13 protein-coding genes and 3 tRNA genes are annotated in these 14,399 nt (G+C 48.7%); 6 read left to right on the top strand and 10 right to left on the bottom strand.

Annotation, left to right across the window (positions count from 1 at the left end):
- Positions 1-15: 15 nt before the first annotated feature.
- Complete coding sequence (gene epmB / locus R3289_RS17795) at positions 16-1,038, bottom strand: EF-P beta-lysylation protein EpmB (protein WP_318927040.1); 1,023 nt, start codon at positions 1,036-1,038, stop codon at positions 16-18.
- Positions 1,039-1,071: 33 nt separating this feature from the next.
- Between epmB and efp the strand changes: the two genes are divergently transcribed.
- Positions 1,072-1,638: an elongation factor P gene (efp, locus tag R3289_RS17790; protein ID WP_318927038.1), complete on the top strand. Its 567-nt coding sequence runs from the start codon at positions 1,072-1,074 to the stop codon at positions 1,636-1,638.
- Positions 1,639-1,750: 112 nt separating this feature from the next.
- Here the strand turns inward: efp and frdD are convergent, their stop codons facing one another.
- The 4 genes from frdD to frdA are packed head-to-tail and all read right to left on the bottom strand — an operon-like array spanning position 1,751 to position 5,064.
- The gene (gene frdD / locus R3289_RS17785; protein ID WP_318927037.1) at positions 1,751-2,113 is read right to left on the bottom strand and encodes a fumarate reductase subunit FrdD; all 363 of its coding nucleotides are present in this window, start codon (positions 2,111-2,113) and stop codon (positions 1,751-1,753) included.
- A 10-nt stretch (positions 2,114-2,123) separates the two neighbouring features.
- Positions 2,124-2,507 (bottom strand): fumarate reductase subunit FrdC, encoded by a 384-nt coding sequence (frdC, locus tag R3289_RS17780; RefSeq protein WP_318927035.1) that lies wholly within the window; start codon positions 2,505-2,507, stop codon positions 2,124-2,126.
- A gap of 2 nt (positions 2,508-2,509) precedes the next feature.
- On the bottom strand, positions 2,510-3,250 hold the full coding sequence (locus R3289_RS17775) for a succinate dehydrogenase/fumarate reductase iron-sulfur subunit (protein ID WP_318927034.1): 741 nt from the start codon (positions 3,248-3,250) through the stop codon (positions 2,510-2,512).
- On the bottom strand, positions 3,250-5,064 hold the full coding sequence (gene frdA, locus R3289_RS17770; RefSeq protein WP_318927032.1) for a fumarate reductase (quinol) flavoprotein subunit: 1,815 nt from the start codon (positions 5,062-5,064) through the stop codon (positions 3,250-3,252). Before frdA ends, R3289_RS17775 begins: the two co-directional genes overlap by 1 nt.
- Positions 5,065-5,616: 552 nt before the next feature.
- Here frdA and epmA point away from each other — a divergent pair.
- Entirely contained in the window at positions 5,617-6,588 is a 972-nt protein-coding gene (epmA, locus tag R3289_RS17765; RefSeq protein WP_318927030.1) for an elongation factor P--(R)-beta-lysine ligase, read from the top strand.
- Between the two features lie 120 nt (positions 6,589-6,708).
- On the opposite strand, the gene R3289_RS17760 is transcribed toward epmA, so the two are convergent.
- From R3289_RS17760 to rsgA, 5 genes are all read right to left on the bottom strand, one after another.
- On the bottom strand, positions 6,709-8,592 hold the full coding sequence (locus tag R3289_RS17760) for a methyl-accepting chemotaxis protein (RefSeq protein ID WP_318927028.1): 1,884 nt from the start codon (positions 8,590-8,592) through the stop codon (positions 6,709-6,711).
- Positions 8,593-8,828: 236 nt separating this feature from the next.
- Entirely contained in the window at positions 8,829-9,545 is a 717-nt protein-coding gene (locus R3289_RS17755) for a glycerophosphodiester phosphodiesterase (protein ID WP_318927026.1), read from the bottom strand.
- A 31-nt stretch (positions 9,546-9,576) separates the two neighbouring features.
- A complete protein-coding gene (locus R3289_RS17750; RefSeq protein WP_318927025.1) occupies positions 9,577-10,992 on the bottom strand; it encodes an SLC13 family permease in 1,416 nt (471 codons plus the stop codon).
- Positions 10,993-11,130: 138 nt separating this feature from the next.
- On the bottom strand, positions 11,131-12,009 hold the full coding sequence (gene asd / locus R3289_RS17745) for an archaetidylserine decarboxylase (RefSeq protein ID WP_318927024.1): 879 nt from the start codon (positions 12,007-12,009) through the stop codon (positions 11,131-11,133).
- 203 nt (positions 12,010-12,212) lie between these two features.
- Positions 12,213-13,265, bottom strand: coding sequence for a small ribosomal subunit biogenesis GTPase RsgA (rsgA, locus tag R3289_RS17740; protein WP_318927147.1), 1,053 nt, complete (start codon positions 13,263-13,265; stop codon positions 12,213-12,215).
- Positions 13,266-13,344: 79 nt separating this feature from the next.
- On the opposite strand from rsgA, the gene orn reads away from it, so the two are divergent.
- The 4 genes from orn to R3289_RS17720 all read left to right on the top strand — a co-directional run bounded on the left by orn (position 13,345) and on the right by R3289_RS17720 (position 14,329).
- Positions 13,345-13,890 carry an oligoribonuclease gene (orn, locus tag R3289_RS17735; protein ID WP_318927023.1) on the top strand — a complete coding sequence of 182 codons (546 nt, stop codon included), beginning with the start codon at positions 13,345-13,347 and terminating at the stop codon, positions 13,888-13,890.
- Positions 13,891-14,019: 129 nt separating this feature from the next.
- A tRNA-Met gene (locus R3289_RS17730) sits at positions 14,020-14,096 on the top strand.
- Positions 14,097-14,118: 22 nt separating this feature from the next.
- Positions 14,119-14,194 (top strand) — tRNA-Gly (locus tag R3289_RS17725).
- A gap of 59 nt (positions 14,195-14,253) precedes the next feature.
- Positions 14,254-14,329 (top strand) — tRNA-Gly (locus R3289_RS17720).
- Positions 14,330-14,399: the final 70 nt, after the last annotated feature.

The raw sequence follows: 14,399 nt of genomic DNA, 5'->3' as shown, positions 1-14,399 counted from the left end.
GCTGGTGTATTGGCGTTACTCTAAATGTAAATCGAGCGGGGTTTTACTAGCCCGTCCGCCGACTTCACGGGTCAGTTTAGGGACTAAATATCCAGAGACATTCTGTAGCAAGCCTGCCATCAACTGACGAGCCTCTTGGTCGCTCACCATAAAATGGGCCGCCCCCTGCACTTTATCCAGCACATGCAGGTAGTAAGGCAGAATACCGGCGCTAAATAATGCTTCACTGAGCAAGGTCAGTGCGCCTACTGAATCGTTGATCCCTCGTAGTAGCACTCCCTGGTTAAGCAAGGTCACATTGGCCTGTTGTAATTTGGCCATTGCCGAGGTTAACTCATCATTAATCTCATTGGCATGGTTGATATGGGTAACCATAACTGTCTGCAGCCGGCTGTTATCCAGCATCTGGCAAAGTTCAGCGGTAATGCGTGCAGGAATAACCACGGGCAGACGTGAGTGAATTCTGAGGCGTTTAATGTGTGGTATCAGCTCGATAGCGTTAATCAGCCATTGCAGTTCATGGTCTTTGGCCATTAATGGGTCACCGCCCGAGAGAATAACTTCATTAACTTCCGGGTGGGTCGCGATATAGTCGAGTGCCGTTTGCCAGTGGCGCTTGCCGCCTTTGTTTTCATCATACGGGAAATGTCGGCGGAAGCAGTAACGGCAGTTGACGGCGCATCCCCCCTTTACGATCATCAGTACGCGGTTTTTGTACTTGTGCAGCAGCCCGGGTATGGCGTTGTCCTGCTCTTCAAGCGGATCGAGGGAATAACCATCATGAACCTCGAATTCCTGCTCAAGCGGCAGCACCTGTCGCAACAAGGGATCGTAAGGGTTGCCAATTTCCATTCTGTCGACAAAGCTCAGTGGAACACGCAGCGCAAATAACTTCCGTGCAGTTAACCCGTTTTCCCATGGGGCCGGATCAATTTTCAGGATTTTTAATAGCTGAAAGGGATCGGAAATCGCATTAGCTAGATCATTAAGCCAGTTTTGCTCAACAGTTGAGGCGTTTCGGGTTATTATATGCGGCATTAAATACAACTCGAAGATGTTAAGAGGATAGAAATGGCGTCTTTCAGCACCAATGAATTCCGCGGCGGAATGAAAATTATGCTAGATAATGAACCATGTGTCATTATCGAAAACGAATTTGTTAAGCCCGGTAAGGGCCAGGCGTTCAACCGCGTTAAGATCCGTAAGCTAATTTCAGGCAAGGTGCTTGAGAAGACTTTCAAATCTGGCGACTCGGTTGAAGCTGCAGACGTAATCGACATCGAGCTTGATTACCTATACAACGACGGCGAATTCTACCACTTCATGAACAACGTAACATTTGAGCAGTTAGCTGCTGATCTGAAAGCGGTTGGTGAAAATGCGAAATGGTTGGTAGAAAACAACACGTGTACGCTGACACTGTGGAACGGTAACCCAATCATTGTTACTCCACCAAACTTCGTTGAGTTAGAAGTCACTGAAACCGACCCTGGCCTGAAAGGCGATACTCAGGGCACGGGGGGTAAACCAGCAACGCTAGTCACTGGCGCTGTGGTACGTGTACCGCTATTCATTCAGATTGGCGAAGTAGTCAAAGTTGATACGCGTTCGGGCGAATACGTAAGCCGTGTGAAGTAATCACTGCTTGCTGCTGAAAAAGGTCGCCTAGGCGACCTTTTTTGTGCCTGTCAGATATAAAAAAGCACCGCAATGCGGTGCGGTGCTTTTTAAACTGGTATCTAGATGATGGTTAGATCATGAAGACAAAGATAACAGCCAGTGCAGACACGAGGAATGCTGTCGCGTAACACGCGATTTTACCTGCCACACCGGTGTGGAATTTCAGATCATGCATACCGTGATGCAGGCGGTGCATCGCATGCCACATGGGTAGTGCCAGCGTACCGATAGTAAATAGCGCGCCGATAATACTGGTTACGAAGCCTGTTACACGCTCGTAGCTCATCGCTTCAGCATCAATGATGCCTAGCGGCACCATGATACCCAGAACAAGTACAGTTACTGGTGTTAGCATTGCGAACCAAGTACCGCCAGCACCAAACAGACCCCACCATACTGGCTCGTCAGAACGTTTAGGATTTAGATTTACCACGTGGTTCTCCTTAAACTAGCACTAGAACGAAGAGTGAGATAGCAGCCACTGCAGCCCACTGCACCAGTACAACAATTTTCTTATCAAGTGCTTTGCCTTTGATTTTAATCGGCATTACTTGAGGCATCATGCTGAAGAAGGTTTGTGCGTGGAACAAACTGCCGAGAAGCGCAACAATGTTCAAAACGACAACGATGGGGTTAGACATAAAGTCTAACCAACCAGCCCAGGCTTCAGGACCTTTCACCAGGCTGCCAAGACCGAAGGTCAGGCAGATTGTGAAGAAGATCAGCGGTAAGATTGTTGCTTCACGAACCATATAAAAGCGGTAGAAAGGATGATCTTTCCACCAGGTACGTGTCATTTCGCGAACGTAAGGTTTACGGTTGCTCATCCTTATGCCTCCTGAGGCTTAATCATGGCAATAACAAAATCTTTAGAAGATTCAACTTTACCCTGGTTAACCGCTGCTGCCGGATCAACGCTCTTCGGACAAACTTCAGAACAGTAACCCACGAAAGTACAACCCCAAGCGCCGTTCTCGCCGTTAATCAGCTTCATACGCTCTTTAGCGCCGTTATCACGGCTATCCAGGTTGTATCGGTGTGCAAGTGTTAGCGCTGCCGGACCAATGAACTCAGGATTCAGACCAAATTGAGGGCAGGCTGAGTAGCAAAGACCACAGTTGATGCAACCGGCAAATTGCTTGTACTTAGCCATTTGCTCGGGCGTCTGGTTGTTTGGACCATCTTCAGGTGTGCGATCGTTACCGATGATGTATGGCTTAATTGCTTCAAGACGCTCGATAAACGGCGTCATGTCGACGATCAGATCTTTTTCGATAGCAAAGTTAGCCAGCGCTTCAATTTTCAGACCGTTCGGGTAGTCACGCAGGAAGGTTTTACAAGCCAGCTTGGGTACCTTGTTAACCATCATGCCGCAAGAACCGCAGATCGCCATGCGGCAAGACCAACGGTAAGCCAAATCTTTGTCTAGGTTATCTTTGATGTAGCCCAGTGCATCAAGCACAGACATAGTTTCGTTAAACGGTACTTCGAACATTTCGAAGTACGGTTCTGCATCTTTTTCCGGGTCATAACGCAGAATTTCAACTTTCTGGATACGGTTGCCTGACATTATGCCTGCTCCTCTTTGTTCGCTGCCGCTTCTGCTGCTTCTTTCGCTGCTGCCTCTTCTGCTGCTGCACCGTATAGACGCGCTTTAGGCTGAGACTTGGTGATTGTCACGTCGCTGTATTCGATACGAGGTGCTTTGTCACCGTTGTAGAATGCCAGTGTATGCTTCAGGAAGTTGACGTCATCACGCTCTGTACAACCTTCGTCTAGACGCTGGTGTGCACCACGAGATTCAGTACGTTTAATCGCAGAGTGAGCCATGGCTTCTGCTACTTCCAGGCCGTAGCCCACTTCGATTGCGTAGAGCAGATCGGTGTTGAATACTTTGCCTTTATCTTTGATGCTGATCTTCTTATAACGCTCACGCAGCTCTGCCAGTTTATCAACAGTCGCTTGCATCAGGTCTTCTTGGCGGTAGATACCACAACCCGCTTCCATGGAGTGACCCATTTCAGTACGGATATCAGACCAGTTTTCGTCGCCTTCTTGTGATAGCAGAGCGTCGATACGGTCTTGAACAGCCTTCATTTGCTTAGTGATCCCTTCTTCGTTCCAGCCTTTGAATTCTGCCGCACGCTTTGCAGCGCCTTCACCCGCCAGGCGGCCGAATACAACCAGCTCTGCCAGAGAGTTAGAACCCAGACGGTTAGCACCGTGCAGGCCAACAGAAGAACACTCACCGACGGCGAACAGACCAGAGATACGTGTTTCGTTGTTTTTGTCTGTTTCAATACCACCCATGGTGTAGTGCACGGTTGGACGAATTGGAATTGGCTCTTCCGCAGGGTCAACGTTCACGTAGGCTTTCGCAAGCTCACAGATGAAGGGTAGACGCTCGTGCAGGTATTCTTTACCCAGGTGGCGCAAATCAAGGTGAACAACATCGCCCAGTGGGTGCTTGATGGTGTTGCCTTTTTGCTGTTCGTGCCAGAACGCTTGAGAAACTTTGTCACGCGGACCCAGTTCCATGTATTTGTTCTTCGGCTGGCCGATTGGTGTTTCAGGGCCCATGCCGTAGTCTTGCAGGTAACGGTAGCCGTTTTTGTTCAGCATGATACCGCCTTCACCACGACAACCTTCGGTCATCAGGATACCGGTACCTGGCAGGCCTGTCGGGTGGTACTGAACGAATTCCATATCACGCAGAGGGACACCGTGGCGGAATGCCATCGCCATACCGTCGCCTGTTACGATGCCGCCGTTGGTGTTGCAGTTGTAAACACGGCCGGCACCACCTGTCGCAAGCACAACAGATTTCGCTTTAATACAAACCAATTCGCCTTCAGCCATGTGAATCGCGATAAGGCCTTGTACTTCGCCCTCTTCTACCAGCAGGTCAACCACGAAGTATTCGTCAAAACGGTTGATTTGGGTGTATTTGATAGAAGTCTGGAACAGTGTGTGCAGCATGTGGAAGCCGGTTTTATCGGCCGCGAACCAGGTACGCTCAACCTTCATGCCACCAAAACGACGAACGTTAACGTCACCGTTTTCTTTACGGCTCCAAGGACAACCCCATTGTTCCAGCTGGGTCATCTCGCGAGTCGCGTTTTCTACAAAATATTCAACAACGTCCTGTTCACATAACCAGTCACCACCACCAACTGTATCGTTGAAATGATTGTCCAGGCTATCCTCATCCTTGATGACGGCAGCGGAGCCACCCTCTGCCGCTACGGTATGAGAGCGCATAGGGTAAACTTTAGAAATCAATGCAATTTCTAAGTTAGGGTTTGCTTCAGCAGCAGCAATGGCAGCACGTAGTCCTGCGCCACCTGCGCCAATTACAGCGATATCTGTGGTAATTGTCTTCACAGCTATCCTCCGGAGGTAAGACGAAAAATTTAACAGGCATGCATATACACACCTATCCTTGAAATCCTGGGGTTATTCTATGCAACAAAACCGATAGAAAATTTGATTTAGACGCATCTTTCGAAGTGATGTAGGCCTAAACTGTCAGGGTATTACAGATTTTGTGATTATTGTCACAATTTGTAATGTGGTGTGCTTGTTAATTGGCTGGTGTTTCGTTTGCCAGTTGTTTCTGGCCCGTTAGTTTTGTGTTTCTTTTTTTGTGTGTAAGTCATTAATGTTAAAAAAAAACCAATCCCAGCTGGGGGGGGGGATTAAATGTAATGTTAGATTTATGGGGTGTTGGTTATAACCGTGTGATTTTTGTGTTTTATCTTGTGTTTTTTTTGATCTCGGAATATCACGTCAGAGTTGTCGGTTGTTCATATTTCTCTATAAAAAGGAATTATTGAATATTTTCGGTTTACGGGGCGGTGGGGCTGCTATGTGAACAGCTGCCTGGTTTTGGTAAACTGTCGGCAGATGATCAGCCTGAAACTATGAAGTGGTATTATGTCTTTACCTTGGCAACCAACGGCCTCAATGGCGCAGCTAAAACAACGTGCTGCTATTCTTTCTTCTCTCCGTGATTTCTTTTCCCGCAAAGATGTGCTGGAAGTCGATACGCCAGCCATGAGCCAGGCGACGGTAACGGATGTCCATCTGCATACTTTTCAGACGGAGTTTGTCGGCCCGGGATATGCCGGCGGTCAGACACTCTACATGATGACCAGCCCTGAATTTCATATGAAGCGTTTGCTGTCTGCGGGTAGTGGACCTATCTATCAGATTTGTAAGTCATTTCGCAATGAAGAGTCGGGTCGTTATCACAATCCGGAATTTACCATGCTGGAATGGTACCGTCCTGACTTTGACCATCATGAGCTGATGGACGAAATGGATGAGTTACTGCAGCACGTGCTGGGTTGCCAGCAGGCTGAGCGTATGAGCTACCAGCAAGCATTTTTACAGGTGCTGGGTGTGTGTCCGCTGGAATGTAGCATGGATGAGCTTAAAGTGGCTGCCGCGACGCTTGGTTTGGCTGATATAGCAGAGCCGGAGCAGGATCGCGACACCTTGTTGCAACTACTGTTTAGTGTCGGTGTTGAAGTGAAAATTGGCCAGCAGGTTCCGGCGTTCGTATATGATTTTCCGGCATCACAGGCGGCATTAGCGCAGATCAACCCGGCGGATAGCCGAGTGGCGGAACGCTTTGAGGTGTACTTTAAAGGCATTGAATTAGCGAACGGTTTTCATGAATTAGCCGATGGTGATGAGCAGCTTGCTCGATTTGAACAGGACAATAAGCAGCGTCTGGAAATGGGATTGAAGCCACAACCGATTGATTTACATCTGGTGGAAGCGCTGCGGGCCGGTTTCCCTGATTGTGCCGGTGTGGCGCTGGGGGTTGATCGTTTGATCATGCTGGCGCTCAAGTTGGATCATATTGATCAGGTTACCGCTTTTCCGATCGACATTGCCTGATTTTTTAAGGCGATGATCCTGGGGGGAGCAAGCAGAAAAAAACGCTGTGAATCACCATAATGGTATTCATCAGCGTTTTTAACCATCGGCTTACTTATAAACCATACGGGTATGGTTGCTTTACACCTTAAAGCGAGAAATATCTTGTCGCATCGCTTCTGCTGAATCACTCATCTCGCGGGCACTTTGGCTGACATCTGCCGTTTGGTCCGCTAAATGGTCAGAGACATCTTTAATTGCCTGAGTATTTCGGCTGATGTCTTCACTCACTGCGCGTTGTTCTTCGGCAGCACTGGCAATATGGGTTGCCATGTCAGAAATTTCTGTAATGGCTGCAGTGATTTTAGTCAGGCTGCTGTTTGCCGATTCTGCGTAACCGACGCTCTGATCGGCCAGTTCAGTGCTCGCCTGCATGCTGTCAACGGCCTGATGGGTGTTCCGCTGCAAGGTTTCGATCATGCTGCGGATTTCTTCCGTCGAGTCATGGGTGCGCTTACTCAGCACCCGCACTTCATCGGCCACAACTGCAAAACCGCGCCCTTGTTCACCGGCACGCGCGGCTTCTATGGCAGCATTCAGTGCCAGTAAGTTAGTTTGCTCTGCAATGCTCTGAATAGTCGAGAGGATCTGGTTAATGCCCTGGGCATTATTTTCCAGCTCATGGATGACGGTTGCTGCTTCCTGGACCTGATTCGCTAACGAGGTGATCGCATCTCGGTTCTGTCCGATCACCAGCTGGCCTTCATCACAGGCATTGGTTGAAGCCTGTGCGGCGGCGGCGGTCATTTCAGCGTGACTGGCCACTTCTCCTGATGTTGCCGACATTTCATGAATGGCTGTGGCGATCTGGTTCACATCGTTCTGCTGATCGGCGACTTTCTGCGATGCCAGAGCTGATTGCTTGGAAGATATGTCAGCGTGTTCACTCAAAGTATGTGAGTGGGCCACAACGCCTTTTATCATCCCTTGCAGCTGTGCTAAGAAGCGGTTCATGTTATCAGCCAGTTCGCCGATTTCGTCCATACGCTCAATTTCAATCCGCTGGGTCAGATCGCCACTGCCCTGAGCAAGCTGGTTGACCGACTGATTCAGGTTATTCAGCGGACGTAACAGGCTGTTAATGATCAGGGTCGCAATGATTGAAATGATGATATAAAGACCAATGGAGGCCATAACAACGAAGGTGATCTGTTCTGAGATTGAGGCAAATGCCAGAGATTTATCTTCGATAAGACCCAGAGTCCAGTTGGTGCCTGCAATTGGTGCAACAAAAATGAGTTTGTCTTTGTTCTCACTGTCTAACGAGAATGTCTCGATTGTCTGCCGGTTTTGCAGCTGACGGATCAGGTCCGGGGTTAGTTCGCTGTCTAACTGAGTTAATGGCTGCTGGCTTAAGGTCTCATCCCGGTAGGCGACAATGCGGTTGTTACCATCGATTAAAAAGGCGAAGCCATCATGATCCAGTTTCATGTTCAGCACTTGATCGATGATATGGCTGACGGTCAGATCTGCGGCCAGCACCCCGGAGTGTTTGCCCTGAAAGGCTTTGGCAAAACTTACCACAATACTGCCATCAAAATCCTGGTAGGGTTCCGTTAGCGTCAGTTGGCTTGTGTTCATAGCATCCTTATACCAGGGACGGGTACGCGGATCATAATCGGCAGGCCAGTCTTCTGATTTATCACCATAGGCGATGGTACCATCCGTGAAACCGGCATAGACGGATAGGAAATGGCCAGCACGTTTGGTTAGCAGCAGTTCACGGTCAACGTTGTCCTGAGCGGCAATAAGGGATTCGTTGGCCAGCATCATATCGCTTCGGGTGCTTAGCCAGTCGGCAATATAGCGGCTGGTGGCCTGACCGATATCCGTCATTTGGCTGGTGACTTCTGAGGTGGTTTCTTGTTTCAGCTGATTAATGGAAATCCAGGCCTGAACTGCGCTAACCGAAGCGATAATCGCGGCGATGGCAATCTGTATTTTAAACTTGATCGTATATCTCATCGAAGACTCTTATATTTGGTAGCAAAAGGTGACTTCAAGGCACTAAAGGTATGAAGTATGAGTGGTTATTCTGAACTCTTGCATTTATCACTTATAGTATCGGCCTGAAGGGCATAATCATTAGTGATAAGGTTCATAAATGCAGCGATGAGGATACTGAAATAAAAGTAACTGTGAGCTTTCTCCCAGCCGGGCGTGATAAAAAGTAGGGTACTCTTTCGCTGAGCGATGAGCACCTACTCCCAGACAGGCCGGACAGCCGTTTGTGGAAAAGAGCCAACGGCGGCTTCAGGTATATCGCAGAATATGCCATCGACCCCCATCTGATTTAACCACTGCCAGTCATCAGGTTGGTTGACGGTGTAGACATAACATTTCAAACCGCGCTGATGGGCATCCGTTACCAACTCCGGACATACCGTATCGATATCCAGATTGACAGACCAGGCACCCAGGTTTTCGGCAAATGCACATTCATCCACCGGGCGAGAAGCCGTTAATGCGCCAAGCTTCAACTCGGGTGCCAGTGTTTTAAGTTGCTTGAGTAAGTGGTGATTAAAGGACGAAATCAAAAACTGATCGGCGCTGAAGTTTAGTTTTTTACAGGCCAGTTCGAGTTGCTTCACTAAAGGTGTCAGACGAGTGACGCATTTTAGCTCAATGTTAAGCGCGCACTGACCGTTTACCAGTGTCAACAGCTGCCATAGGGTTGGCACGGATTCACCATTACCGGCATCAAGCCGTTGAATATCAGCCAGACTATATGCCTGTAGCAATCCTTTGCCATTGGTGGTGCGATCAAGCCAGCGATCATGGATCACCAGACATTCATCACCATGGCTGTGAATATCGAATTCAATGGCTTTTGCTCCGCCGTTAATCGCAGCCTGCATGGCGGCAAGGGTATTTTCCGGGGCAAGTGTTCTTGCCCCGCGGTGAGCGATGATCAGCATACAATCCAAACTCCATTCATAACTTAGCCACTCAGGTCAACACAAGAGCGGCAGTATAGACAATTGCCAAGCCTACCAAGCCAATAATAATACCGGTTTTTGCCATGTCTTTACTCTCAATTAAGCCGGTAGAGTAAGCCAATGAATTTGGCGGGGTTGATACTGGCAATATCATGCCGAGGGAAGCTGAAAACGCGACAACAATCAATACGCCCTGCAAGCCGCCGATCGAAGCCAGGCTCTCCATTGAAGCGGCTACTGCCGCCGCAATCGGCATCAGTAAGTTGGCCGTCGCAGTGTTAGACATGAAATTTGCCATTATCCAGCAAATCAGCGACAGGGTCAGTACGACAGCAATCGGTGAAAGGGCATCATAATCAATGGAGTGAGCCAATGCTGCTGCCAGGCCGGTTTTGTCCAAACCAAGGCCGATGGCGATACCGCCCGCAACCAGCCACAAGACATCCCAGTTGATCAGCTTCAGCTCTTCTTTACCCATGATCCCCGTTAGAGTGAAAACCGCCAAGGGAATGATGGCAACCACATAGGTATTCATGCCGTGCAGCGCGGTCGTCATCCACATCAGAATAGTAAGGGCAAAGGTGATATATACCACGATCGCCTGCCAGCTTTTCTGGAAGGTACCTTCTAGCTTAAGCTCCATTTGTTGCTGGGAAGAAGGGAACAATTTCTGCAGTAACCACCAGGCAAAAGCCAGCTGCACTATGACAAATGGCAGACCGAGCATCATCCAGCCAAGGAAGCTGATGCTGTGCTCTCCGGTCAGATATTGCAGGGCGATTGCATTGGGTGGGGTCCCGATGGGGGTTGCGATCCCCCCGGTATTCGCGGCGATTGGGACACAGAGTACTAACGCTTTAATCCCGACATCTCCTTTCGGTACCGAGGCAACAATCGGTGCTAACAGGGCCAGCATCATCACTGTGGTGGCGGTGTTTGACATAAACATCGAGAATACGGCGGTGATCAGCATTAAGCCGAGCATAATAAATTTAGGCTGGGTGCCGAAAGGTTTAAGTAATACCCGGGCCAGGTTGTTATCAAGCTCGTATTTTGATGCAGCAATGGCTAACGCAAAACCGCCCATGAATAGAATGATAATCGGTGAAGAAAAAGCACCGAAGATATCGGTGTATTTCATCATATCACCCATATCATGGCCTGTTGGCGGAGTGCGGAACAGGTGCAGACCTTTATCAGAAATCATGATCAGTTCGAGGGCTATGATCAGGATGGAGGTTGCGAATACGGGAACGGGTTCGAGCACCCAAAGGAGTGCGGCGAGAGCAAAAATAGCCAGCAGGCGGTGCTGGATCAGCGTCAGGCCTTCGATGGGAATGGCATCGATAGGTAGCATTAAAATACCGAGCGGGATCCCGAAGGCCACAAACAGCCGAATGAGTTGCGATATAGATATTCTCTTCATAGTGATGTCGGCTTGCTTATTGTTTAATCATTGCAAATCAGCATACTATTTGAACGAATGTAAAATCCTCGACATGGTCAATTTTTGGGATCAAAAAAGGGGCGGTAGTCGCCCCTTTATTCCAGAAATGTTAACTGGTTACGCTTTGTCTTGGTTTCCATTGAGCTCAGCGTATGGCTGACCCATCCGGGTTGGTTGCTCTGGTTTCATTTCTTCGACAAAGTGAAGCATCGCTTTCGGGAACAGGTTAATCACGGTTGAGCCCAGTTTGAAGCGACCCATTTCCTGGCCTTTCTTCAATACAACGGACTGAGCGCCTGAAGCCGGGTACTCCCAACGCCGAACGTCCGGGCCTGTAGGCGGAGTGACGGTGCCAGCCCATACCGTTTCGATACTGCCAACAATGGTCGCCCCAACCAGTACCTGAGCTACCGGACCGTGAGCGGTATCAAAAATACAGACGACCCGCTCATTACGGGCAAACAGATTCGGTACATTTTGCGCGGTCAGCGGATTGACCGAGAACAGATCGCCAGGAATGTAGATCATCTGGCGCAGCGTACCGTCGCATGGCATGTGAACGCGGTGATAATCACGCGGCGATAAATACAGGGTTGCGAAATCTCCCCCCATAAATTCTTCAGCCAGCGTTTTGTCGCCGCCCAGCAGTTCGCAAGCATCAAAGTAGTGACCCTTGGCTTGAAACAGGCGTCCTTCTTTAATCGGGCCGAGCTGACTGACACAGGCGTCAGCAGGGTAGCAGAAGAGATTGTCGTCAGCATTAATCGGACGAGCGCCCTCTTTGAGCTCACGAACAAAGAAATTGTTAAAGGTCGAGTACGCGACAGGATCCGGATTGCGTGCTTCCGACATGTCGACGTTGTACTGGCCGATGAACCAACGAATAACTGCGGTGGTAAGTTTGCCCGCTTCTAATGAAGCCAGTCTACCGGCCAAGCGGGTTAGGGCATGTTTCGGGGTGCAATACTGCAGGCCAATTTTGATGTTATCTAGCACGATATGTCTTCCGGAAAATGTCAATTAATCAACAACCTAGCTATTCTCTTTAACATCTTGGAATAACTTCAACCGAGAATAATACCTAAAATGTGCCTGAAAGTCAGTTAATTAGGTCCGGGTATGTCGATCATGGAAGGTGGGAGAAGGCTTGAGGCGACGGGCAATCTCCGCTTTTGGGAACGGATAATTGCCCGACAAGCTTAGCTCAGTTTATTGCGTGAAAACTGGCGGTTAGCCACGTTTTCCGACATGCTTTCAATGATTTTATGGTAGCTGTCGTAACGTTCACGGCTTATCTTTCCAGCTTCGACCGCCTCTCGGATCAGACAGCCGGGATCATTGCCATGTTTACAGTCACGGAATTTACAGCCGCCTAAGTATTCACGAAACTCAACAAAGGCTTCAGTGACTTGTTCCGGCTCTAAATGCCATAGGCCAAATTCACGGACTCCAGGCGAATCAATAAGATCACCGCCACCAGGGAAGTGGTAGAGCCTTGCAGCCGTGGTGGTGTGCTGACCTAAACCCGACCCTTCGGAGACATCGCCGATATCAGCTCCGACCTCAGGCATCAGGGTATTAATCATACTGGATTTACCCACACCGGATTGGCCAGCAAAGATATTGACGTGATCTTTCAGGTCATTTTTCAGGGCTTCCATCCCTTCGCCAGTTTCAGAGCTGACGAAACGCAGTTCGTAACCTATTTTCTGGTAAAGAGAGAGTGTTTTTTCGACTTGCTTGCGGACATCCGCCTCTAACAAATCAATCTTGTTCAAGACTATCAGAGGTTCAATACCGACGGTCTCTGCTGCAATAAGGTAACGGTCAATAATGTTAAGCGACAGTTCCGGTAATATGGCCGAGACAATAATGATCCGGTTAACATTGGCTGCAACCGCTTTTATACCATCATAGTAGTCAGGTCTTGTGAGCATGGATTCACGTTCGTGAACGGCTTCGACAACACCAGAAATGCCATGTAGCGCCTCAACACCTGGCCGCCAGACAACGCGGTCGCCAGAGACTAAGCTCTGAATACTTCGGCGCAGGTTGCACCGATGAATCACTCCTGTTTCAGGATCTTCAACATCAGCATGTTGACCAAAGCGGGTAATAACCAAGCCTTCACGGGCTGATTCCAGTAGCGCTTCATCCCATTGGACGTCGGCTTTTTCGCGATTTAGTCGTTTGTTTTGGTTAGAGCGTACGCGACGGCTCTGGCCTTTAGTCAGCTTTTTCTTTTTTGCCACAAGAATATCGTCAGTTTGGTTGGCTTTCGGTATAAGCCAAGTATGATACATGGTTTAGTCATAAAATAGGCAATATCAAATGACAATCAGCGATCAGAATCTTATTTGGGTTGATTTGGAAATGACTGGTTTAGATCCAGAAGTCCATCAAATCATTGAAATTGCAACGATAGTGACCGATGCCCAATTAAACATTTTAGCTGAAGGTCCGGTTTTGGCGATCCATCAGCCAGAAGCGGAATTAGCTAAAATGGATGACTGGTGTACGAATACACATACCAATAGTGGTCTGGTTGCACGTATTCGTCAAAGTACCATTGATCAAGAGGAAGCGGTACGCCAGACAATCGCTTTCCTGGAAAAATGGGTTCCGAAAGGTGCATCACCTATTTGTGGTAACAGTATTGGTCAGGATCGTCGTTTTCTTTACAAACATATGCCGGAGTTGGAACAGTATTTCCACTACCGTTATATTGATGTCAGTACGATTAAAGAGTTAACCCGTCGTTGGCAGCCTGACTTGCTTACCGGCTTTACCAAGAAAGGTAGCCACCTGGCGCTGGATGATATCCGTGATTCGATTGCTGAGTTACGCTACTATCGTGAGCATATTTTCACTATTTGACGGTAAAATAAGCATTTGGAAGGAAAAGTGCGGATTTTTTTTTAGAACTATTGCATCCGTCATTTTTCCTCGTATAATGCGCAGCCTCGAAAGGCAATAACGAGTTTGTTTCCTTTTGATTGTTTCGGACGCGGGATGGAGCAGTTTGGTAGCTCGTCGGGCTCATAACCCGAAGGTCGTTGGTTCAAATCCAGCTCCCGCAACCAACTTACTTGTTAAGTCAAGTATGCGACACTAGCTCAGCTGGTAGAGCGCAACCTTGCCAAGGTTGAGGTCACGAGTTCGAACCTCGTGTGTCGCTCCAGATTTAATTGGTCATTGCTCTTGCAGTGGTGACCGGAAGGTGAAAAACTTCCATGTGATGCGACACTAGCTCAGCTGGTAGAGCGCAACCTTGCCAAGGTTGAGGTCACGAGTTCGAGCCTCGTGTGTCGCTCCAAATTGGTTTTTTCAGTCACTGACTGAGAGAGCAGTAGTTGTGACCGTACTCTAACGGTGAGATATAAATC

The organism is Photobacterium sp., assembly GCF_033720175.1.
In the GTDB taxonomy this organism is placed as follows: Bacteria; Pseudomonadota; Gammaproteobacteria; order Enterobacterales; family Vibrionaceae; genus Photobacterium.
This window is presented reverse-complemented; position numbering and strand designations above follow the sequence as displayed.

What these genes read in the sequence shown, in the direction of transcription:
- frdC (WP_318927035.1), bottom strand. Translation starts at nt 2,507, where the DNA reads ATGAGCAACCGTAAACCTTACGTTCGCGAAATGACACGTACCTGGTGG.
- epmB (WP_318927040.1), bottom strand. Translation starts at nt 1,038, where the DNA reads ATGCCGCATATAATAACCCGAAACGCCTCAACTGTTGAGCAAAACTGG.
- epmA (WP_318927030.1), top strand. Translation starts at nt 5,617, where the DNA reads ATGTCTTTACCTTGGCAACCAACGGCCTCAATGGCGCAGCTAAAACAA.
- R3289_RS17755 (WP_318927026.1), bottom strand. Translation starts at nt 9,545, where the DNA reads ATGCTGATCATCGCTCACCGCGGGGCAAGAACACTTGCCCCGGAAAAT.
- R3289_RS17775 (WP_318927034.1), bottom strand. Translation starts at nt 3,250, where the DNA reads ATGTCAGGCAACCGTATCCAGAAAGTTGAAATTCTGCGTTATGACCCG.
- R3289_RS17750 (WP_318927025.1), bottom strand. Translation starts at nt 10,992, where the DNA reads ATGAAGAGAATATCTATATCGCAACTCATTCGGCTGTTTGTGGCCTTC.
- efp (WP_318927038.1), top strand. Translation starts at nt 1,072, where the DNA reads ATGGCGTCTTTCAGCACCAATGAATTCCGCGGCGGAATGAAAATTATG.
- R3289_RS17760 (WP_318927028.1), bottom strand. Translation starts at nt 8,592, where the DNA reads ATGAGATATACGATCAAGTTTAAAATACAGATTGCCATCGCCGCGATT.
- orn (WP_318927023.1), top strand. Translation starts at nt 13,345, where the DNA reads ATGACAATCAGCGATCAGAATCTTATTTGGGTTGATTTGGAAATGACT.